The following is a 21,599-nucleotide window of genomic DNA, read 5'->3' as shown; positions in this document are numbered from 1 at the left end:
TACCTCCTCGACGAACCACCTGACATGACTCCAACCTTCCCAAGAAGTGGAGTCTCCAGACATCCCGGGGCGGTTCACCACGGCCGCCGCCGTCTCAAATGGGAACCTACGTGACGCCCCATCAATTCCACACCGGAAAACCATCCGCCATCGCCGGCCCCCGGGGCCCCGACCCTTCTGCACTCCTCGCGGCGCGCTGATCATCACCCCGCGGATCTGCGACGAGATCGGATACTGAAAGCCGGCGCTGGTGAGCAGCGGCGGAATAGTCAGGAATTCACGATGTCGAATACCGCCGCGGCGGAGGTGACCGCCTTGTCGGCGTTGCCCTCGTCGTGCAGCAACATGCGCACGCCGACGCGCCCGGGCCCGCCCGGGTGGGCGGTGCCCTCGACCCGGAAGGGCCCCACCTTGCCGCGGGACATGAACATCACGTGCCAGCTGACCACCTGCAGCTTTCTCGTCCCCGCCACCTCCGCGGCGAGGTCGATCGCCGCGGTCTCGAGAACGACGTGCTGGGGCCCGATGTGCAGCGCGGCGTCCGGCGACGCGAGTTCGGTGCTCAGCTCGGGCAGTATCCAGTGGCCGTTGTCGCGCCGGCTGGCACCGAAGGCCTGCCACAGCGGCGGCAGGTCGGGAGAGTCCTCGACCATCAGCTCGGTACCCGAAACATCCATCCGGTCCAGGCCTTCCGGCGGGATGCCGATGATCGCTCCCTGCCCCTCGTTGAAGGCGATGACCCGCCCGGGGTTGTCGGCATCGACGATCGTGCACCGGCCGTAGCCCATGGTGCGGCCCTGGTGCACGATGCCGGACCCGACGATTTCGATCCTGGTGACGTCGTATCCGGGGTCGACGATCTGTACGGACGCGATGACGGGATTGGGCACCGCGACCATGTCGGTCTGGCATCCCTCCGGGGAGGAAATGGCCAACGGCGCCACCATGATTCCGCCCGCTTCGTTGCGCATGTCGCGGCGGATTCCGACGGTGTCATCGGTCTCGCCCAGATTCATCGACGAGTGTTTGCGACCGATGTAACGGTAGCTCAGCAGGCCCGTCCAACGCCGGTAAAGCTCCTCGCGGTAGGCGTCGGAATCACCCATCAACTCTCGGATGTCACGAAGTTGACCGCTCAAATCCCTTCGCCTCCTTAGCGTTTGCCGCGTCGCACCTGGTTGAACGGCACGCCGCGGTCGTCGGCGCGCTCACGCGGAAAGTTCAGCACCCGCTCGCCGATCACGTTGCGCGCCATCTCGGTGGTACCGCCGCCGATGCTGGCGGTCTGACGGCCCAGATAGCGCGTCCCGATGTCGAGCAGCCCCCCGTCGTCGACCACCGCCGCCGGGCCCGCCATGGCCAAGGCGGTATCGGTCTCGACGTCGTGCACTTCGGCCATGTCGAGCCGGATGATCGATCCCGCGGCCGGCGGCAGCGACCCGCGGGCCACCGCGTGAAAGACATGCTCGCTGAGCTGTCCGTGCACGGCGCGATGCACCAACGCCCGGCCAACCATCTCCCGAAGTCGTTGATCGCCGGCCCGGTTCGTCTTTTCGATCAGGGACACCAGGTCGACGGAGACGTCGTGGGCCTCAGCAATTCCCGGCCCACTGGTGTACTCCGAGCCGTCGCCCATCGTGCGCCGTTCGTGGTACAGCTGCCGGGACGCGACCTCCCACCCTCTGCCCGGTTCCCCGACGACAGCGTCGTCGCCCACGTCGACGTCGTCGAAGAACTCCTCGCAGAATTCGATGGACCCGTTGACCTGCTGGATGCGGTTGATGGTGACTCCGGGATGCCGCAGCGGCACGAGGAACATCGTCAGCCCGTCGTGCTTGGGGACATCCCAGTTGGTCCGTGCCAGGCACAGGCCATAGTCCGCGGCGAAGGCCCACGTACTCCAGGTCTTGGCGCCGTTGATGATCCACCGTCCGGCGCGACGCTCGGCGCGGGTGATGACGCCCGCCAGGTCGGATCCCCCGTTGGGCTCGGACAGCAGCTGCACCAGCACCTCGTCGCCACGCAGCGCGGCCGAAATGTGCTGGCGCTTCTGCTGCTCGCTGCCCATGTCGAGAATCGTTGCGCAGCAGATGGCGAAGGACGGGACGTTGAGCAAAAGCGGAGTCTCGTAGGCCTGGGACTCGGCGTCGAATGCCTTCTTGTACTCGTAGCTCAGCCCGAGCCCGCCATATTCGCGGGGGAAGCAGACCCCGGCGAATCCACCGTCCCACAGCAGCTTTTGCAGTTCTCGAGCCCGGTGCCACGAGGGCAGCTGATCTCGCTCCAGCAGCGCCGCCTTGGCCGGATTGAGCCGGGGCATGTTCGCGGCCAGCCAGGCCCTGGCCCGACTACGAAATTCCTCGACCGATTCGGACGTCACCCCGATGGCCTCTCATTCGAGCTTCGACCTTGTGCTGGGCGACTGTACAGCACCGCCTTGCGGGTGTACAGGTCAGCGCCTTACGAGCCGTTCAACTTCACCGCCGCGCGAATGAGCGCCGTCAGCGCCTTCTCATCGATCTCGTCGCCCTCGTGGAAATCGATCGCGCGTCTGGTGTTTCCGTCCAGGCTGGAGTTGAACAAACCCGCGGGATCCTGCAGCGACGCGCCCTTGGAAGGTCATCTTCACGACGTTCTTGTACGTCTCACCGGTGCAGATCATCCTGTCGTGACCAGGTCGGAACGCCCCGCCACTTCCACTCTTCGACCACCTCGGGGTCGCCTTCTCGATCAGTGTCCTGATGCGAGAAAGCATCTCGCCGCGCCAATCCCCCGATTCCTTGATCCTGGCGTCGATCAGTTCGGCGGGTGACTTGGCTGCGTTGTTCGCCATCAGCGCTCGCTTTCGGTGAGGTTGTCGCCCGCAGGACCGTACATCAACCCATGGTGGTCGCCGCGGACCACACGCGAAGGCCCCGTAGCCAGCACCCGTTTGGTCCGCCAGTAATCTGCGGTCGATCACTATGACCGACACACACATCTTCGACGAAGCCCTCCAGCTCGATTAAACCGGGGTCGACCTCAGGCGCGGCCGCACGCACCCGGGGTGGGCCAACATAGCCGTTCGGCGGGATCACGGCCGCCGCCATGCTCCGCGCGGTCGAAACGCACCCCGACCGCATCGGGGAACCGCTGGCCCTGACCGTCAATTACGCCGCGCCCATCGCCGACGGCGACCTCACGCTGCGGGCACCGCGGACCAACCGCACCAATCGGCACTGGATCGTCGAGCTGAGCCAGGACGGCGCGGTCAAGACGACGGCGACCGCGATCTTCGCGATCCGGCGAGACAGTTGGGCCGACACCGAAAGCGACCCGCCCAGCGCGCCGCCGCCCGAACAGCTGCCCGCCGTCGATCCGGGCCTCGTCCGATGGACCGCCCTCTACGACATGCGCTACGTCGAAGGGGCGATGCCCGGCAAAGGCGGGGACCCCAGCCCGTCGTCGACCTCCACGCTGTGGGTGCGCGACGGCGCGGGACGCCCGGTCGACTACCCGGCGCTGGCTGCGGTGTGCGACATCCTCTATCCGCGGGTGTTCTTGCGCCGCGGCGGGTTCATTCCGTCCGAGACCATCTCGTTGACCACGTATTCCACGTCGATGGGCCTCAACTCGACGCCGTCGAGGGCGACTTCGTGCTGGCCACCGCTCACGCCAACCGGTTTTCGCGCGGTTATTTCGACCAGAGCGCGAAGGTGTGGACCCGGGAGGGCGGGCTGCTGGCGACCACCCATCAGATCGTCTACTTCAAGGGCTGCCGGGTTTACACTTCGCCAGTGAAACGTCACGCGTCGGCACTTGCGGAAGGGATCGAGCGGCAATGACAGAGCGCGCGGAGGGCCTGGTCGCCGAGACGCTGCCGGCGATCGAGTCGATCAAGCAGCTCAAGGCGCGCTATTGCCGCCACCTGGACACCAAGGACTGGGCGGCGTGGCGCACGATTTTCGCCGACGACTTCGTCAGCGACACCTCCGAAGCCGGTGGCAAGGTGATCGCCGGCGCCGACGAGTTCGTGGCGTTCACGCGGCGGGCCCTCGGCCGTCCGACCCAGCCCACGGCTCACCAGGTGCACACCCCAGAGATCGAACTCACCTCGGCGACGACCGCGCGTGGAAGCTGGGCGCTGCAAGACGTCGTCCGATTCGGCCCGGGGGTAACCTTGGTCGGCTACGGCCACTACCACGAAACCTATCAGAACATCGCCGGTCAATGGCTTATCAAAAGCTCCAAACTAACTCGACTCCGCGAGGACATCGTGACGCCGTTCTTCTCGATCTACGTCTCTCCCCGACTCCGCACGGCGATCGGCAAGGTCGCCGGACGGCTGATGGATCGGTGACGCGCCCATGACGGTCGACACCGTTTTGGTCACCGGCGCCTTCGGGCAAGTCGGCAAGCGTTGCACGCAAATCCTGCTGGAACGCGGCAGAACCGTCATCGGGATGGATCTGCGCAACGACAACACACACGCCGTCGAAAAAGAACTCGCGGCCGGCGCGCACCCGGGAACGTTGATTCCTGCATACACCGACCTACTGGATGCCGAGGCGGTCAACGTTCTCATCGCCACTCATGAGCCTGGCGCCATCGTTCACCTGGCCGCCATCGTGTCCCCACCGTCCTACCGCAACCCCGCGCTGGCCCGGCGGGTCAATGTCGGTGGCACCGAGAACCTCTTGGCCGCCTGCGCCGCGCTCCCCCGCCCGCCACTGTTTCTCATGGCGTCCAGCGCCGCGGTTTATGGATCTCGCAACCCCTACCGTCAGCCCGAGCGGATCACGCCGGACACGCCTGTGAACCCCATCGACCGATACGGGCAGGACAAAGTCCTCGCCGAGGCGGCCATCCGTGACAGCGGCCTGCCCTACGCGCTTTACCGGCTCGCCGGCGTCATCTCACCCGACACGCAGGCCGGCATCAACGGTGACTACCTCACGCTGATGCGTTCGATGCCCAGCGACAACCGAATTCACGCGGTGGATGCGCGTGACGTGGCGTTGGCCTTCGCCAACGGCGTCGACCGCGAGGACTCCATTTCCGGCAAAATCCTGCTCATCGGCGGCCACGACACGTATGTGCTGCTGCAGCACGGCCTGCAGGACGACCTGATGAGCGCCGCCGGCCTGGGTCCGCTCGGCCCCTCGGCCGGCCTACCCGGCGACCCGGCCGACGACCGCGGCTGGAGTTTCACCGGCTGGTACGACACCACCGAAGCGCAAGCGCTGCTGGACTTCCAAGAGCACGACCGGAGCCAGACACTGGCGTGGATGGCCGAATCGCAGGGCCGCCTGCGGATCGTGCTGCGACTGCTCGGCCCGGTGCTACGCCCGGTGCTGCGGGCCGCTTTGATTGTGCAGCGCCGGCTGGAGGGACGCGGCACCTACGCCGACCCGTGGGCGTTGATCGAAAAGGCCTACGGCACAGCGGCATTGGCCAGCATCGACTAGCTCGACGCCAACCGGCGGCGGCCTTAGGCGCAGCTAGCGATCGATCCATGCCATTTGCGCCTCGGCGTGATGGCCTCCCACGGGCGGGGTGAGCCGATCGAGTCTGGCCAGTTGATCGGCGGACAGTTCTATCGCGTCGGCCCCGACGTTTTCTTCCAGGCGCCTAACGCGTTTGGTGCCCGGAATGGGCACGATGTCACGGCCTTCGCCAGCAGCCAGGCCAATGCGACCTGCGCCGGCGTGGCGCCGACGTCCGCGCTGATATCGCGCACCTCGTCCGCGCACCGCAAGTTGTGTTGGAAGTTTTCGTCGAAGAACCGCGGGTTGGTCTTGCGGTAGTCGGTTTCGGGCAGCTCGTGCGTGGAACGGATTGCGCCCGTGAGGAAGCCACGGCCCAGCGGCGAGTAGGCGACGAACCCGATGCCCAACTCGCGCAGCACCGGCAGGATCTCGTCTTCTTGGTCGCGTGTCCACAGCGAGTACTCCGATTGCACTGCCGTGATCGGGTGCACAGCGTGGGCGCGGCGAATGGTATCCACACCGACTTCCGACAGGCCGATGTGCCGGACCTTCCCGGCGGCGACCAGCTCGCCCAGCGCGCCGACGGTCTCTTCAATCGGGGTCTGGCGGTCGAGGCGGTGCTGGTAGTACAGGTCGATTCGGTCGGTCGCCAACCGCTGCAGCGAACCATCTACGGCGACACGGATATTGGCGGGGCTGCTGTCCAGGCCGTCGCGACCGGCGTGCGAGATCAGACCGAATTTGGTTGCCAGAACTACCTGATCGCGCCGGCCCTGCAGCGCGCGGGCCAGCAGTTCCTCGTTGACATAGGGACCGTATACCTCGGCTGTGTCGATCAGCGTCACGCCCAGGTCGATGGCGCGATGGACAGTGCGGATCGATTCCGCATCGTCGAATCCTCCGACCGCATATGCCACCGACATGCCCATCGCACCAAGCCCGAGGCGACCGACCTGCAGTTCGCCGAGTTGTGCCTGCTTCATGGCTATCTCCTGGTTGGTCCGGACGGTACCGTGGCGCTGTGCACCGCGTCGAGCTTCTCCCGATCCGATGAACCGCGCAAGCATTCCTGAACGCAATCTGGCGGTCGACTACTTCCGCGTGTCCGGCGTGGTGCTCATCGTGCTGGGACACTGGCTCGCCGGGTCGGTCACCTACCACGACGGCCAGTTCGGCCGGCAGAACCCGCTCGTCGACCTGCCCTGGACCCAATGGCTGACCTGGCCCTTTCAGGCCGTCCCGGCATTCTTCCTGGTTGCCGGTTACGCCGGCGCCGTGTCCTGGACGCACCGGCACGACGCTGAGGGACTTTCGCGTCGGACCTGGATACAGCACCGGCTGGCGCGAGTCCTCGGGCCAACCGCGGTGTACATCGCGCTGGTGTCGGGGGTGGTGGTTGTCCTGGGCGCCTGCGGCGTGGCGGGCTCGGTGCTCGAGTACGCCGGTTGGGCGGTGGCGATGCACCTGTGGTTTCTGGCCGTGTATCTGGTGCTCGTGTCCCTGACGCCGATTGCCATTGTCGGACAACGGCGTTGGGGACTGTTGATACCGGCCGCTCTCGCCCTGGCGGTCGCGGCGGTGGATGTCGCGCGACTCGCCGGTCATGTCCACTGTCTGAACTGGGCGAACTATCTGTTGGGCTGGGGCACCCTGTATCAGCTTGGGATCGCTTGGCACGGCGGGTCATTGGCCAATCGCAGGCCCTGGCTGCTGGCCGGCGTCTCGTCGGTGGCCCTGGCGTTGCTGGTGTGGCTGAAGGTTTATCCAATCAGCATGATCGGTGTCCCGGGGCAGACCATCGACAACACGACGCCCCCGACCGTGGCGCTGTTGGCGTTCGGTTGCGCCCAAACCGGGATTGCGATGGCGCTGACGCCCGCGCTGAACCGTGCGCTGCGCGCCATGCGTGTCGAGCGCGCGCTGTCCGTCGCCAACAACAACATCATGGCGCTTTACCTGTGGCACATGGTCCCGGTCGTCATCGTGGCGATCGTCGGCTATCCGGCCGGACTCTTGCCGCAGCCGCCCGAGGGTAGCGCGCAGTGGTGGCTGGCTCGGCTGGAATGGGTGGTCGTCTTGAGCGTCGTGACGGCGGCCGAGATGATGCTGTTGTGGGGGGCGCGAAGACTTTTCGCCACTCCCCTACCGCTACTCGGCGTACCGCTGACCGAACGCTGGACCGAACCGGTGATGCTGGGCGGTGCCGCCATGGCGGCCTACGCCCTGTCCCTTATTGCCGCCGCGGGCTTTGCCCCCGACGGGCGCTTCCCGTGGCTGACCGCGGCCATCTTCGCCGCCGGAGCGCTGCTGGCGTCGTTTCGACCCGCGGCCCGGTCCGCACCCGAGGCGCAGGCGGCGGAGCGTGACCGAAAGGCCTGACCGAAACTCGCCCGTACCGCGCGGAAGCTTCGCGTCGGTGACGTTGTTACGACGAGTATGGCCGCGCCGGGATTCCACGAGGGAGAACTCGCGATGCAGCGCCGAGCGGGTGTCGAAGCCGAGGCCGGGCGGCTCGAGGGCATGCTCGACTCGTCGGGCCTGTCCCAGGGTGCCGCACGCTTTCTCGCGTCACAGCGGTTCGCCGCCCTGACCGGACGCGATCACCACGGCGTCCTCTGGGTCTCGCCATTGGCCGCGCCACCGGGTTTTCTTTACGGGCAAAAAGGTATCTTGCGCGTGTCGGCCGCTCCCCGTGATGGGGATCCGCTGCACCAGATCCGGGCCGGTCAGCAGGTCGGGCTGATCGCCATCGACTTCGCCACCCGCCGCAGGCTGCGGATAAACGGCGAACTTGTCGGTGCCGACCGCGCGAGCATGACCGTCCGCGTCGACCAGTCGTACGGCAATTGCCCCAAGTACATTCACCGCCGCGCGGTCGATGTCGCCGGCCTCGCTGCATCTCGTTCGATACACCCGCGACGCGCAACGCTTCTCGACCCCGCCGATCAAGCGATGATTGCGACGTCCGACACGTTCTTCCTGGGCACAACCCATCCCACCCGCGGTAGCGATGCGTCGCATCGAGGCGGACCGCCCGGATTTGTCCGAGTCGACTCACCGAACCGGCTGTGGTGGCCGGACTTTGCCGGCAACAATATGTTCAACAGCTATGGCAATCTGGCCGTCGACGACGAAGCCGCGCTACTGTTCCTTGATTTCGATACCGGCGCCACTTTGCACGTCACTGGGACCGCCCACGTGCGGTGGACCGTTCCCGGCGCGCCCCGGTGACGATGGCGCCGTCGGACGAAATGTCGCATTCTCGGTCGGCACCGTTGCAACGCTACCCGGTTCGACCATGCACAAATAAGGCACGCGGGCAACCTGGCATGGAAGATCGCTGCGGTCCACCGCGGGACTATGGCGACGGGTGTGCCGGTCCTGCGCGAGCGGTGAAGCGTTATGCGGAGCGCGGTCGAGCGACGATAACAGGTACCCGCACCGAGTGCAGGACCGCGTTGCTCACCGAACCCAACAGCATCCTGCTCAGACTGCCCCGACCGTGGCTGCCGACGACCACGAGCTGCGCGGTTTGTGACTTGTCGATGAGGTGCCGGGCCGCTCGGTCCTGTGCGATGAGCCGATGAACGGTGACGTCGGGATAGCGTTCCTGCCAGCCCGCCAGGCTCTCGGCGAGGCTACGTTCCGCCTCGCCTTCGACCGCCGGCCAATCGATTTCGAAGACTTCGACCACCGCGGCGTCGCTCCATGCGTGAAAAGCGATCAGATCCACGCCACGACGGGACGCCTCGTCGAACGCGATTTCCGTCGCGAGTTCGGAAGCTGGTGAGCCGTCGGTGCCCAAAAGGACGGGGGCACTTCGCGGATCCGGCAGTTCTTCATCCCTCACGACCGCGACCGGACAATTCGCGTGCCGCACCACGGTCGAACTCACCGACCCCAACAGACCCCGGGCCAGGAGGCCGCGGCCGGAGCTGCCCATGACGACCATCTCCGCCGCATCAGACATCTTCAACAGGGCCGGCGCCGGGGCCGCATACACCAGCTTCCTGCCGATCTGCACCGCGCGATCGGCCGGCATCGCGTCTTCGGCGACTTCGATCGCGTGCATGATCGCCTTTTTGCCTTCGTCTTCCAGGCTCGTGACGAGGGACTCGGGGTACGGCACCGGCGGATATGCCGCGGTGGGAGTCGACACCGCGTGCACGACGGTCAGCGGGATGTGTCTCATCGCCGCCTCTTGGGCCGCCCACCCCGCGGCGGCGGTCGATGCCCGCGAACCGTCGACCGCGACAACGACGCCGAGTTCCTTTACGGATGCGGACACTTGGGTTCTCCCTCCAACGTGAACGACGCTATCCGAGGAGGGGCTGGCGATCGTGAGGCTTTAGTCCTCAACCATTGGGCCGGAGGTCTCCTGACCGCCGATCTTAGACCTGGCGCTGCTGCAGTTGCGCGATGATCCAGAACGGCAACGCCACGAATACCGTGCCGCCGATGAGGTTGCCCACGGTGGTGATGCCGATGTTGGTCAACAGCCCGTGCTGACCCAAGCCCCAGCCGATCACGCCGCGCGGCGCGCCCGGGTGAAAGAGGTTGAGCAACAGGGGAAGACCCAAGAATCCGACGTTGGCGATCACGTGTTGGGTGCCGCCGATGACGAACGCGAACGGCCCATAGAACGCGAAAGCCATCCGTGCTACGTCGCTGCGGGCCTTGAAGAACATGCACATCGAGGTCTGCAGGAACCACGTGCACACCACGGCGAGCAGCAGTGCCGTCCAGAAGGGCTGGCCGGCCTTCAGCGTGCCGACGGTGGCCGCCCGCTCGGCAAACGCGCCGAGGTAAGGCCCGCCCGCCGCGGCGCACACCGTGACGAACACCAGCGCGCCGGCGATGTTGCCGATGAGTCCGACGGCCACCAACACGACGTACCCGCGTACGCTCAGCGCGCGCTTGAGCACGGCGAGAAAGCCCGCGGCCATGTCCGCGGTGATCAGCGACATGCCCGACACCAGGATGAGGACGAAGGACATGCCGAAGGCCAGCCCCATTAAAAGGCTTGCCACACCGGGTGTTTTGACGCCGGTGCTCACCACCAGGGCCAGCAGCGCCCCGAAGGCCACCATCACACCGCCTACCACGGAGCGCATCAAAAACGCCCAGGGGTGCGCCGCTTTTTCCACTGCCATGGCCGCCACCCGGTCCACCATGGCGCCCACCGACAGTGGCTCGAACGGATCCTCCGGCACGCCGCCGGCCCGGACGCCAGAGGGCAACACGGTCACGTTGTCCGCTACCACGGCATCGCCTCGAAGCTGCGGCGTCTGCGCGTTGATCGTCATCGGGTTTGGCCTCTCCTGAAGGTGTTGATCGCGTTGATGACACCGGCAATGTGGTCCTCGCTGAGCCGCTCGCCGTCGAAGACGTGGCTGAGCAGGATCTTGAGGTCGAGCATCTGTTGCAGGTAGACCAGACACGGCGGGCATTCGTCGAGGTGCTTGGCCACGATCGGTCCCCACTGCTGCGGGTCGGAGTCGACGAGGTCGTCGACCAGGCGGACGAAGTCCACGCAATCGATGGCGGGGACGGCATTGTCATGAACGGTCATCGTTGATACCGCTTTTCTAATTCGGTTCGTAGATTTCCGCGGGCGCGGTAGAGCAGTGCCCGTTGCGCCGCGGCGGACAGTTCGAGAAGCTCGGCCGCCTCGTCGGCCGATGTTCCGACGATGTCGCGCAAGATGACCAATTGCCGTTGTCGTTCGGGCAACGCATCCAGTGCCGACCGCACGTGGCCGAGCAGTTCGCGTTCGACGGTCTGGTCTTCGGGGAGAAAGCGACGCGACGGCGGCAGGCGCCAATGGCCGGCGTCGGGGTGACCGGCGGGGTGCATGCGACCCGACAGCGGGTCGTCGGCTTCGCCATCCGCCGCCAGCACCTCGTGGCGGCGGATCCGCGATTCCCTTCGCCGGTGCCGGGAGGCGGTGTGTTTGACGATGCCGAACAACCAGGTGCTCACCGAGGAACGCCCCTGGAACGAGCCCGACGACTGCAGCACCTGCACCCAGGCCTCCTGCACGGCTTCTTCGGCGACCGTTGCCGAATCCACCATGGTGCGAGCGAAATTCACCATCGGCCGATGAAAGTCGCGCACCAAGCTGGCCAGCGGAACCCCGCCAACCACGCATTCGGATTCGGTGCCCTCCGGCGGCACCGCCACCGGAGTCACCATCGACTCGCGCTCAGGCGCATCTGGCCAGCTCCCAGCGCAGCTGCCCTTCGGACGGCGACTGGACGGGAATGAACGCCGCCTCGCGATAGCGGCGGCTCGCCGCTGTTCGGCTCGCATACCCTTTCCCGCCGGCAGTGCGCAGCTCTAAATCGGCGCTGGTGCTGGATAATTCGGCTGCCGCGAGGCGCAACGACAGCAAGTCCTTCTTGGTGGGCGCAGCGGCCCCTCCGACGGCCGTGGCCAGGTTCACAAGTTCGGCCTCGGCGGCAACCAGCTTGTCCGCGACGCGGTCGACGTCGTCGCTGAACACGGCGTTGACGCCACCGAGCCCCAGGCGGGCCTGGTCCAGCGCCGTCCGGGTCAGCCCCAGGCACATGGCCGACTGCAGGACAAGGAAAGTCGGGCGCACGGACTGCAGAAAGCCCTCGAAGTCGCGCGACAACACCTGCCCGGCGGGAATGTATGCATCGCCCAGGTTCAGGTAGGACGAGGCGGTGCTGCCCATGGCCAGCAGATCGAAATGCTCACCCACGCCCACCCCGGGCGTGTCCAGCGGCAGCGCGACGATGAGCTTCTCGCCGGCATCGGTGCGCACCGCGGTCACCATCGTGGAATCGGGATACAGGTTGCTAGCCCATCTGATCGGACCGGACACCCGGTAGCCGCCGGCCACGGATGTGGCCGTCAACTCCACGCTCCCGCAGCCCGCCGCCTCCTTGAATGCCGCGGCCATGCCGGTGACGCCCAGCACCGTTCCGGCAAGAAGCGGCTCGGCTGCCGCGCCGCTGAATTCTGTTGCGGCGGTTAGCAGGTACTCGACCGTCATGCGATGCGCCCACAACGAGAACCCCGTGCTCATGCAGGCTCCGGAAATCGATCGGATCACCTCGGCCATCACTGGGAGCCGACCGTCGACATTGCCCGGGGCGCCAATGCCCAGCAGGCCCGCCTCCCCCAAGGCCGCGAAGCTGCGACGGGAGGGGCCCTCGCCGCGGTCCAACGCCGCGGCGTGACCCCGAACGTCCTCCAACAGCTCGACATCCAACCGGTCGGCCGCCGAATCCATGGTCGCTGTCATTTCGCTGTCTCCTGAGGCTGGCGGGCGGAATGTTGCCACGCGTAGTCGAGGAACTTGCCGTCGAACGTGACGACCACCCTGTCGCCGTCCGGGTGCGGGCGGCGCCGCACGCTTAGCTGAAAATTGATCGCACTCATGATGCCGTCGCCGAATTCCTCGTGAATGAGTTCTTTGATCGCCGGGCCGTAGACCGCCAGGGCCTCGTGGAACCGGTAGATCGTTGGGTCTTTCGCAATGGTCGCATCGGATCCCCGATATGGCATCGTTTGCAGAACTGCTGCAGCCTCATCATCGAGGCCGAGGAGAGAGGCCACCGTTGCGGCGTCGCCGACTTCGAGCGGATGCTGCCCGAGCAGCGCCGCGACGGTCCAGACCGGGTCCTTACCAATCGATTCCGCGATCTTCGCCCAGCTGAGCCCGCGCTGAATGCGGGCCAGCCTGATCGCCTCGCCGAGCTTGTCTTTGGTCACTATTTCTGACACGGTTCGGTTTTGCGCCACGATGCTTATTCGGTGATCAGGGTCGAGTCGACGGTTACCGGGTTGCGAAACGTGTTCACCACAGGCGACCAGGCGATGGCGTTGTCGTGGATCTCCTTCAGCGTGGCTTCGTCGGCGTCACCGGCCAGGCTCACCGTGCAGCGGACAGCGCTGAACCCCAGGTACTTGCCCTCCGGGGTGTCCCCCACGCCCCACACCGCGGAGATGTCGATGTCACCTTCCATCTCGACCTCGATCTTGGTCAGCGTCACGCCGCGATGCGTCGCGTTGGCCAACAGGCCCACCGACACGCACGAACCCAGCGCGGCCAACGCAGTCTCCGAGGGATTGGGCGCCGAGTCGTCGCCCAGCAGCGCGGGCGGCTCGCCCACCAGCATCGGCGCCAGGTCCCGGACGTAGGTCATGTTGCGGAAACCTTCTTCGCACACCGTCTTGGCTTTGAGCGTCTTCCTGCCTGTCTCGGGGTTGGACTTGGCGTTACACGACAGCCGGTCCAGGCCTTCGGCGTCAATGACGAGCGCGTCGGTCATGTGATGTCTCCGTTTCTCGCTGATTGTGCGGGTTCACGGAGTCAGTGCGCACCGGGCGCCGATGCGTGACGGCGCTTGCGGTTGTTTTACCGGCCCGACACGAAACGTCACGAGTGTGAAACGTGGCGCCACGGCCGGGCCGCTGCCGAGCGACGAGATTTGCTCAGCTGAGGAGGTTTTGCGCGATGTAATGGCCTTCAGCCGGGGCCGGCGGCACCGCGAAGATTGCTGACCCGATGTGGCGAATGTACTCGTTGAGCAGGTCGTGGGCACCTAAGCGGTTCTGCAGACGAATAAAATCTTGGGGATCTTTTTGATACGAGACGAAAAGCAGACCGGCGTTGAGTTGGCCGTTGGCGTCCAGGCCGTCGGTGTAATTGTAGGACCGTCGGCGGATCATGATGCCGTCATTGTTTTCCCGCGCGGCCAGGCCGACGTGAGACATCGGATCGATGAGCGGGTTGCCGTCGGCGCCCTTCGCGGCGAAGTCGGGGGTATCGAATTCGTGCTTACCGCTCAGCGGCGCCCCCTCCTCTTTGGTGCGCCCAAAGATCCGCTGCTGATTGCCGATCCGATCGACATCCCACGTCTCCATCAACATCCGGATCTTGCGGACGACTTGGTAGGTCCCGCCGTTCATCCAGGGCTGGTCACTGTTGGTGACCCAGACAAACTTGGCGTATTCGGCGTCGGTGGCGATGTTGCGGGTTCCGTCCTTGAACCCCAACAGGTTTCGTGGCGTGTGCTGGCCGGGTCCGGCGGAGGCTCGGCCGAACCCGAGCACCGCCCAGAACGGCGAGACGATGTTGCGGCCTAGGCGGGCCAGGTTGCGCACCGCGTGGTAGCAGACCTGGGGATCGTCGGCGCACGCCTGCACGGACAGGTCGCCGCCATGCAGGCGCGGATCCAGGTTGTCACCGTTCAGGGGCGGCAGGTCGGTGAACACGGCGGGCCGCCGGGCGGCCAGTCCGAACCGATCGCCGAACAGCGACGGGCCCAGCCCGATCGTGACGGTGAGGCTGGCGGGGCTCAGCCCGTAGGCCTCCCCTGTGTCGACGGGGGGCTGCACCTCGACACCGGGCTGCACCGTCCCGACCGGCTTACCCTGCTGCAAAATCGCGGCCGCGGCCGACCAGCGCGCCAAGAGGGTCCGCAGGTCAGTCCGGCCCGCGCCATCGGCCAGCGAAAACGACATGAACATGGCGTAACGCTGTGGGGGCGTGTCGATTCCGCCCTGGTGGGGTTGACCATAGAAGGGATAGCTGCGGCGCAGATCGACGGTGTCGTCGTCGTCACCACGTTGTCCGGCCGCCATGGCATGACCGGCGAAGCCGCCCCCCATGGCACCGATGGCGGCACCGCCGAGCCCGGCCAGCATCGCGCCGCCGAGCGCGCGCCGGCGCGATACGGTGGCGGAGTCCGCCGGCGCCCCAGTGTCATTCGTGGCGCCGTCGGAGGGTGGGGTGATGTCGTCGGTCATGATCAGCCGGCCGTAACGACTTTTTGGGCGACGGTGGACAGGCTCTGGTGCAGCGGCTGGATCACCGCGGTCAGCTTCGGCGCGTCGCTGGCCTTCAGCGCGGCGGTGTAGGTCTGGTAGCCGCCGAGCGCGGCCGGGTCGCGATACCCGTCCAGGGTCGCCAGCACGCTTTGGAACTGCTGATCAATCTGGCCGACCAGATTGGCATCGATCTTCCCCAGGCCCGGCCGCAGTGCGGCGTACGCCTGCTGCGCACCTTCGACATTGCCCGAAAAGTCCACCAGGTCAATGTGACTGAAAGCCTCTTCTTCACCGGTGATCTTGGTGTTCTGAATCTCTTCGATCAGGTCGCTGGCGCCGTTGGCCAGGTCCTCGGGCTTGTACTGCAGGGTCGCGACGATGCCGTTCAATTTGCCGACGTTGCCCACCATTTCGGTGCTGAGCGCCTTCGTCCCGGGAGTGATCGCGCCGCCCTGCCACAGATCGCGCTCGATGGCGTGGAAACCCTTCCAGCCAACTTTCGCATCGACCGGTGTGGACTCACGCATGTCGATCAGGTAGTCCAGGCTGCCGGCATTGTCACCGACCGCGAACCCCGGCAGTACGAAGCCCTCCACGGTGGACTCCGAACGCTCCCAGAACAGCCGGGCTTTGGCGTAGGCCGCCTTTGCGGCCTCGACGTTGGCCGACTGCACGGCGGCGTCGAGTGCCTTCACGCCGTCATTGAGCAGACCGATCTGGTTGACGATGTAGGCGGCGTAGTCCTTGGTGCCCTGACCGAGGATGCTCGCCACGGTGCCCGTAGGTGTCGCGGGCGCGTTGCCGGTCACCGTCAGGGTCTGGTATTCGGTACTGGCGCCTGGACAGTAGAGCTGGTAGGCGCCGCCGTCCAGCGAAACCGTGAACGAAACCGGGTCCAGGCCCGGCGCGAGGTTCTCTTTCTCCCCGACAATCCGCTGATCCCTGAGCAATTCGACCTCGTTGATGCCCGGCGCATTGGTGTTGGCGACCGTGAAGGTCACCGGCCCGGCGGGCACGCTGGTGGTGTCCAGGGCGCAGCCGTCTTTGCCGCCGTCGTTGGCCATGGTGACCTTCACCGCATTGGTAGCGCCCGGCTTGGGCTGCTGAGCATGGGTCGCGGTGTCACCCGAGTGGCTGCATGCGGTCGCGGAAGACACCGTCGTCGCGGCAAGAATCGTTACAGTCAGCAAGAATTCACGAGACCGGCACGCTGCCAAGGCGATGCGATTCACCATCAATGGATTTCCTCTCATCGGTATGCCCGCGGTCCACGCGCACCGAGGCTATCGCTGACAGCGCGCAAGCCAACGCAAACCCCGCACTTACCAACGGCAGCCAGACATTCCAAAGCTGCCGCTCCCCGCGATTGCGGTCGCCGGCGACGATCTCGGCCGCAGTCGAGTGGTCTTCGGCACCGGAGGTGGACCAGTCCGTCGCCAGCCCACCGAGACTGACGGTCTTGGCCCCCACCAGCCCACCGCCGGTCAAGATCGCGGTGCGGTTGCTCGTCGCGTGCGCGCTCACCACGGAATCACCCCGGGCGAACACGGTGTACTCGGTGGTGGTCGACCATTGACCCTGAAACGGGCCCGGCGTGCGGCTTGCCGCGAGACCGACCGGCAGCCGGCCCCCCGTCATGCTCAGCAACTGATTCAGCGAGACCTCCGGCGCGCCATCGGCCCCGGCCGCCTCGGAAGCCTGCCATACCTGCACGGGCACGCCGTCCACCGTTTGGTCGCCGGCCGGGACAAGCACGATGTGGTGGACGGTCGAGCCGCCTTGGGGGGCGACGGTCAGCTCGCGCCCGTGCGGCCCGGTGACCATCGACACCACGGCGGTGTGGCCCGAGCGGTCGGTGACGGTGCGCGCCCGCAGGCTCGGCGAGGGGTTGGCGGCGGGCGTCATGATCGCCAGCCCCGCCCCGATGATGGTCAGCACCACCGACGTCGCCGCCAGCAGCCGGCCACGGGCTCGCGGCGCGGCGGCAAGCCGGGCGGGCCACAGGAAGATGACCAGCACCGGCACGGCGTACAGCAGCCAGCCGAGCACCTCGATGAGCCGAGGATCGGCAGGGATGCCGAACACCCCGGTCGTCACGGCGCCCAGCACCGAATTGGCGGATATCCAGCCGGACAGATCGAGCACCTGCTGCTGGCCGATGCTCACCCACCCCGCCTCGTGCGCGGTGCGCAGCGCACCCAGCACCAGCCCGGCCGCGATCAGCACCAGGAACACCCCGGTGACCCGGAAGAACCGGCCGAGGTTGATCCGCAGGCCGCCGTAGTACAAACCCACCCCGAGCCCGACCGCCGTCGCGATGCCGACGGCGCCGCCACACACGGCGAACCACCGGTTGCCGTGTGAGGTCTCGGCGGCCGCCAGCAGGAACACCGACGTCTCGAAGCCCTCCTTGAGTACGGCGAGGAACGCCATGGCCGCGAGCGCGAACGCACCGCCGCGGTTGACGGCCTGGCGGGCCTCGCGCTCGAGTTCCCCCTTGAGCTGCGCGGCGTTGCCGTTCATCCAGATGATCATCGACGTCACGAACACCACCGCGATGGCGTTGATGATGGTCTCCATCATCTCTTGCTGGGCCTGCGGCAGGCTGGCGGCGAACAGGTCGAGGCCCACGCCGACGCCGACGCTGAGCAGCACCGCCAAGCCGACACCGACAAACATCGGGCGGACCGTCTGGCCGTTCCGCTTGAGGAACGCACCGACGATGCTCACGATGAGCGACGCCTCCAGGCCTTCACGAAGACCGATGAGAAGCGTGCCGATGAATACGCCGAATACGCCGAATACGCCCTGCATACGCCCAGTTTCTGTCCCGCCGCTCGGGACTTTCGGCTTAGCGTAGCCTAACCAAGCGACGGCTATTCGCCCCGTTCCGTCGCCTGCCGGGTCATCAAGCCGACGCAGTCACGAAGTCGATGAGTTCTTCGACGCGGCTGATCAGTGCGGGTTCCAGATCGTTCCAGTCGCGCACCCGGGAGCGGATGTGGCGCCAGGCCCTGGCAATGTCCGCCTGATCGCCGTGCGGCAGACCGAGCGCCTGGCAGGCCCCATGTTTCCATTCCACCTGCCGAGGCACCGTCGGCCAGGCGCCAAGGCCCAGCCGCTGCGGCTTGACGGCCTGCCAAATGTCGACGTAGGGATGGCCGACGACCAGGGTGTCGGCGCCACCCGGGCCGCGCCGCACCGCGTCGGCGATCCGAGCCTCCTTGGAACCGGTGACGAGGTGGTCGACGAGCACACCGAGGCGGCGCCCGGGGCCCGGCGCGAACTCGGCGACGATGTCCACCAAATCGTCGACGCCGCCGAGCTGCTCGACGACGACACCTTCGATCCGCAGGTCCTCACCCCACACCTGGGCGATGAGCTCGGCGTCGTGGCGACCCTCGACGTAGATCCGGCTGGCACGGGCGACGCGAGCGCGAACACCCGATACGGCGACCGAACCGGACGCGGTCCTGTTCGCGGCGGTCGGCGCGGGCCGGCGCGGCGCGGTAAGGATGACGGGCCTGCCCTCCAGCAAATAGCCTGGGCCCAAAGGAAATCCGCGTACATGACCGTGCCGGTCTTCCAGGTCCACCCGACCGTATTCGACGCGCACCACCGCGCCGACATATCCGGTTTGCACGTCCTCGACCACCAGCCCCAGTTCGGCCGGATGCTCCGTCGAGCGGGGCTTGCGTCGTCCCGCGGCCAGTACGTCGGTTCCATAGCGATCCACCACGCCGGCAATATTAGAAAGCCTTGCGGCCAAACGCCGTTACGGCACGCCATGGCCGGCGAATCGTCACCGGGGCCACCGCCGGGCACCGCATCGCCGGCCCGAAAAGAACGCATTTAACTGTGTGGCGTTACTCAGCAGATGGCGTTGGTGATGGTACGTTGCCAGCTATGGTAAGCACTGCCGCTTACGCAATGTGCGGCGGTTAGCGAGGTGGACGCATGGACCTGTCGCACTGGGTGACAAGCATTGTGGCTTTCGTGCGCGCCGGCTACCCCTCCGGCATGCCGGTCACCGGCTACGTGCCGGAGGGGGCGTTGACGCGTCGACGGCTCTGCGACGACGACATCACCGCCATCGCAACGGAACTCATCGCGCGTAGGCTTTGGCCGATCAGTTCGGTCGATATCGGCGTACAGGTCACCCGGATCACCGACCAGCTGCCCTCCCCCGACGACGTCTCGCGTGTGCAGCGTCGCGTTCATGCGCTCCGCTGCCCACGCGGATAAGCGCACCCAACCATCGATGCCGTCACGGTGATTTGCGCACCGGGGCGCCGCAGGCCTTCAGATAGTCGGCGTAGTTCCAGCTCTGCAGGAACTGTTGGCCCGCTTGCAATCCTCGGTCGTAGAGGGCTTCGCGTTGCGCGGGGGTGATGTCGAAGTCGATCGGGCTGACCTCGTCGGCGGGCACAAAAATGGTGCGCCGGACGGTGCACGGGTCGTCGATGTAGGCGTTGTCTTGATTGCTCACCAGGGTCTCGATCGCCGCAAGTCCCAACGACACCGGCCCATGCACCGGATGGGTGGGCGGGATGCCAGGACGCGCCGACAGCCGAATCCCGAAGGTGGGCCATCGTGATTGCGCGTCGGGCCGGTCGAATAACTCGACCGGAAAGTCCGACAACAATCCGCCGTCCACCCACGTCGCGCCGCCGACCCGAACGGGCTCGAACACATACGGAATGGCCGACGATGCGTGCACCGCGCGAGCCACCGGGAAGTCGTCGGGGTCGATGTCATACGAGCCGAGATCCCAAGGGATCCGGACCAGCCGGCGTCGCGACAGGTCGCTGGCCGTCACGACGAGCGACCACGCGAACTGTGTGGGCTCTTCGCCCGTGCGCAGATCGCCGAAGGTCCGCACGCCCAGATCGCGCAGCAATCCGGAAAGCAACTGTTCGAGATAAGCCCCGCGATACACACCGTCCGACGTCAACAACGACAGTCCGCCGCCGATCAGCGGTATCCGACCAAGCCAATTGCGGTCAAGGAACTTCCGGTAGTCGATGGCGCGCATCACATCGGCCAGCCGGCTCAACGGCTCGCCGGCCACCTGCAGGGCGGCGACCAGCGAGGCGACGATCGCACCCGCACTGCTTCCCGCGACGCGCGGAAATCGGTAGCCGGCCTGGGCGAGCGCATCCACCGCGCCGACCAGTCCGATACCCCGGACGCCACCGCCCTCGCACACCAAGTCGGCACGGTTTGCGTTCACTGCAACCCCCTGTCTGGACGGATCAGCAAATTCGGCGGCCATCCACGCCGAAGAAGTGCAGGTGCCCGGGTACCGGGTGCAGGCGCACCCTGCTGCCCTTCTGCGGGGGGTTTCGCCCGTCGGCCCGCGCCACGATGGGCGCATCGATCACGCTGCCGGAACCCGTGATTCGCCCATACAGGTAGGCGTCCGCTCCCAACTCCTCCACCACGTCCACCTCCATCTCGACACCGAGGCCACCCAGCTCGAAATGTTCGGGACGGACCCCCACCACGACCTCACCCGCGACGCCGGCAGCCTCGCGGGGCAGTGTTATGGGCCAATCACCCAGCGAAACCGCCGAATCCACGATGGGGAGGGTGAACAGGTTCATCGCCGGGGATCCGATGAAGCCCGCCACGAAGACGTTGTCCGGGTTTCGGTAGAGTTCGCGCGGCGGTGCGAACTGCTGCAGCACGCCGTCGCGCAGGACGGCGACGCGGTCGCCCATGGTCATGGCCTCGACCTGGTCGTGGGTGACGTAGACGGTGGTGGTGCCCAGTCGCCGCTGCAACGCGGCGATCTGGTTACGCGTCTGCACCCGCAGTTTGGCGTCGAGGTTCGACAGCGGCTCGTCCATCAGGAACACGTGCGGCCGGCGCACGATCGCCCGCCCCATCGCCACGCGTTGGCGTTGTCCGCCGGACAGGTCTTTCGGCTTGCGGTCCAGGTAGGGTTGCAGGTCAAGCAATTTCGCCGCGTCCAGCACCCGCTCCCGTATCTGGGCCTTCGGCGTCTTGGCGATCTTCATGGCGAATCCCATGTTTTGGGCCACGGTCATGTGCGGGTAGAGCGCATAGTTCTGGAAGACCATCGCGACGTCGCGCTCCTTGGGATCGACGTTGGTGACGTCGCGCTCGCCGATCCGGATGCGCCCGGAATCCACGGCCTCCAGCCCGGCCACCATCCGCAGCGAGGTGGTCTTGCCACACCCCGACGGTCCCACCAGAACGACGAATTCACCATCGCCGACATCAAGGTCCAGGTTGTCCAGGGCGGGGCGGTCCGCGCCAGGATAACGACGGGTTGCCTGCTCGAAAGTCACCGAAGCCATT

Annotated in this window: 20 protein-coding genes and 3 pseudogenes; 6 read left to right on the top strand and 17 right to left on the bottom strand. The window is 66.4% G+C overall.

What is annotated here, in order from left to right; all coding sequences use genetic code 11:
* Positions 1–269 precede the first annotated feature (269 nt).
* The 3 genes and pseudogenes from BST14_RS09890 to BST14_RS09880 all read right to left on the bottom strand — a co-directional run bounded on the left by BST14_RS09890 (position 270) and on the right by BST14_RS09880 (position 2,833).
* The gene (locus BST14_RS09890) at positions 270–1,139 is read right to left on the bottom strand and encodes a hypothetical protein (protein WP_083064327.1); all 870 of its coding nucleotides are present in this window, start codon (positions 1,137–1,139) and stop codon (positions 270–272) included.
* A 14-nt stretch (positions 1,140–1,153) separates the two neighbouring features.
* A complete protein-coding gene (locus BST14_RS09885) occupies positions 1,154–2,380 on the bottom strand; it encodes an acyl-CoA dehydrogenase family protein (protein WP_083064326.1) in 1,227 nt (408 codons plus the stop codon).
* A gap of 80 nt (positions 2,381–2,460) precedes the next feature.
* Positions 2,461–2,833, bottom strand: a pseudogene (locus BST14_RS09880) (DUF1801 domain-containing protein).
* A 130-nt stretch (positions 2,834–2,963) separates the two neighbouring features.
* On the opposite strand from BST14_RS09880, the pseudogene BST14_RS09875 reads away from it, so the two are divergent.
* From BST14_RS09875 to BST14_RS09865, 3 genes and pseudogenes are all read left to right on the top strand, one after another.
* Positions 2,964–3,755 (top strand): annotated as a pseudogene (locus BST14_RS09875) (acyl-CoA thioesterase); the annotation flags it as partial.
* A gap of 65 nt (positions 3,756–3,820) precedes the next feature.
* Positions 3,821–4,339: a nuclear transport factor 2 family protein gene (locus tag BST14_RS09870; protein ID WP_083064325.1), complete on the top strand. Its 519-nt coding sequence runs from the start codon at positions 3,821–3,823 to the stop codon at positions 4,337–4,339.
* Between the two features lie 7 nt (positions 4,340–4,346).
* Positions 4,347–5,447 carry an NAD-dependent epimerase/dehydratase family protein gene (locus BST14_RS09865; protein WP_083064324.1) on the top strand — a complete coding sequence of 367 codons (1,101 nt, stop codon included), beginning with the start codon at positions 4,347–4,349 and terminating at the stop codon, positions 5,445–5,447.
* A gap of 33 nt (positions 5,448–5,480) precedes the next feature.
* Here BST14_RS09865 and BST14_RS09860 read toward each other — a convergent pair.
* Positions 5,481–6,451 (bottom strand): annotated as a pseudogene (locus BST14_RS09860) (aldo/keto reductase).
* Positions 6,452–6,518: 67 nt separating this feature from the next.
* Between BST14_RS09860 and BST14_RS09855 the strand changes: the two are divergent.
* A complete protein-coding gene (locus BST14_RS09855) occupies positions 6,519–7,847 on the top strand; it encodes an acyltransferase family protein (RefSeq protein WP_083064323.1) in 1,329 nt (442 codons plus the stop codon).
* Positions 7,848–7,940: 93 nt separating this feature from the next.
* Positions 7,941–8,699, top strand: a complete 759-nt coding sequence (locus BST14_RS09850; protein ID WP_245845353.1) for a pyridoxamine 5'-phosphate oxidase family protein — start codon at positions 7,941–7,943, stop codon at positions 8,697–8,699.
* A gap of 169 nt (positions 8,700–8,868) precedes the next feature.
* Here BST14_RS09850 and BST14_RS09845 read toward each other — a convergent pair whose 3' ends face one another.
* From BST14_RS09845 to BST14_RS09795, 11 genes are all read right to left on the bottom strand, one after another.
* Positions 8,869–9,756 carry a universal stress protein gene (locus BST14_RS09845; RefSeq protein ID WP_083064322.1) on the bottom strand — a complete coding sequence of 296 codons (888 nt, stop codon included), beginning with the start codon at positions 9,754–9,756 and terminating at the stop codon, positions 8,869–8,871.
* 103 nt (positions 9,757–9,859) lie between these two features.
* Positions 9,860–10,774 carry a formate/nitrite transporter family protein gene (locus BST14_RS09840; RefSeq protein WP_083064321.1) on the bottom strand — a complete coding sequence of 305 codons (915 nt, stop codon included), beginning with the start codon at positions 10,772–10,774 and terminating at the stop codon, positions 9,860–9,862.
* Positions 10,771–11,040, bottom strand: coding sequence for a hypothetical protein (locus tag BST14_RS09835; RefSeq protein ID WP_083064320.1), 270 nt, complete (start codon positions 11,038–11,040; stop codon positions 10,771–10,773). Before BST14_RS09835 ends, BST14_RS09840 begins: the two co-directional genes overlap by 4 nt.
* Complete coding sequence (locus tag BST14_RS09830) at positions 11,037–11,663, bottom strand: RNA polymerase sigma factor (protein WP_083064319.1); 627 nt, start codon at positions 11,661–11,663, stop codon at positions 11,037–11,039. The genes BST14_RS09835 and BST14_RS09830 overlap by 4 nt, the downstream gene beginning before the upstream one ends.
* A gap of 10 nt (positions 11,664–11,673) precedes the next feature.
* A complete protein-coding gene (locus BST14_RS09825) occupies positions 11,674–12,741 on the bottom strand; it encodes an acyl-CoA dehydrogenase family protein (protein WP_083064318.1) in 1,068 nt (355 codons plus the stop codon).
* Positions 12,738–13,223 (bottom strand): cyanase, encoded by a 486-nt coding sequence (gene cynS / locus BST14_RS09820; RefSeq protein WP_083064337.1) that lies wholly within the window; start codon positions 13,221–13,223, stop codon positions 12,738–12,740. Before cynS ends, BST14_RS09825 begins: the two co-directional genes overlap by 4 nt.
* Positions 13,224–13,246: 23 nt before the next feature.
* Positions 13,247–13,771 carry an OsmC family protein gene (locus tag BST14_RS09815; protein ID WP_083064317.1) on the bottom strand — a complete coding sequence of 175 codons (525 nt, stop codon included), beginning with the start codon at positions 13,769–13,771 and terminating at the stop codon, positions 13,247–13,249.
* A 163-nt stretch (positions 13,772–13,934) separates the two neighbouring features.
* On the bottom strand, positions 13,935–15,251 hold the full coding sequence (efeB, locus tag BST14_RS09810; protein ID WP_083064316.1) for an iron uptake transporter deferrochelatase/peroxidase subunit: 1,317 nt from the start codon (positions 15,249–15,251) through the stop codon (positions 13,935–13,937).
* A gap of 2 nt (positions 15,252–15,253) precedes the next feature.
* On the bottom strand, positions 15,254–16,429 hold the full coding sequence (efeO, locus tag BST14_RS09805) for an iron uptake system protein EfeO (RefSeq protein ID WP_211280688.1): 1,176 nt from the start codon (positions 16,427–16,429) through the stop codon (positions 15,254–15,256).
* A gap of 37 nt (positions 16,430–16,466) precedes the next feature.
* Complete coding sequence (gene efeU / locus BST14_RS09800; RefSeq protein WP_083064315.1) at positions 16,467–18,086, bottom strand: iron uptake transporter permease EfeU; 1,620 nt, start codon at positions 18,084–18,086, stop codon at positions 16,467–16,469.
* Positions 18,087–18,180: 94 nt separating this feature from the next.
* Positions 18,181–19,011, bottom strand: a complete 831-nt coding sequence (locus BST14_RS09795) for a DUF3097 domain-containing protein (RefSeq protein ID WP_083064314.1) — start codon at positions 19,009–19,011, stop codon at positions 18,181–18,183.
* A gap of 218 nt (positions 19,012–19,229) precedes the next feature.
* On the opposite strand from BST14_RS09795, the gene BST14_RS09790 reads away from it, so the two are divergent.
* On the top strand, positions 19,230–19,517 hold the full coding sequence (locus BST14_RS09790) for a DUF3349 domain-containing protein (protein WP_083064313.1): 288 nt from the start codon (positions 19,230–19,232) through the stop codon (positions 19,515–19,517).
* Positions 19,518–19,539: 22 nt separating this feature from the next.
* Here the strand turns inward: BST14_RS09790 and BST14_RS09785 are convergent, their stop codons facing one another.
* Both BST14_RS09785 and BST14_RS09780 read right to left on the bottom strand, forming a co-directional pair.
* Entirely contained in the window at positions 19,540–20,547 is a 1,008-nt protein-coding gene (locus BST14_RS09785; protein ID WP_142279337.1) for a patatin-like phospholipase family protein, read from the bottom strand.
* A complete protein-coding gene (locus tag BST14_RS09780; RefSeq protein ID WP_083064311.1) occupies positions 20,528–21,598 on the bottom strand; it encodes an ABC transporter ATP-binding protein in 1,071 nt (356 codons plus the stop codon). The genes BST14_RS09785 and BST14_RS09780 overlap by 20 nt, the downstream gene beginning before the upstream one ends.
* Position 21,599: the final 1 nt, after the last annotated feature.

This window comes from Mycobacterium arosiense ATCC BAA-1401 = DSM 45069, assembly GCF_002086125.1.
Classification (GTDB): Bacteria; Actinomycetota; Actinomycetes; order Mycobacteriales; family Mycobacteriaceae; genus Mycobacterium; species Mycobacterium arosiense.
This window is presented reverse-complemented; position numbering and strand designations above follow the sequence as displayed.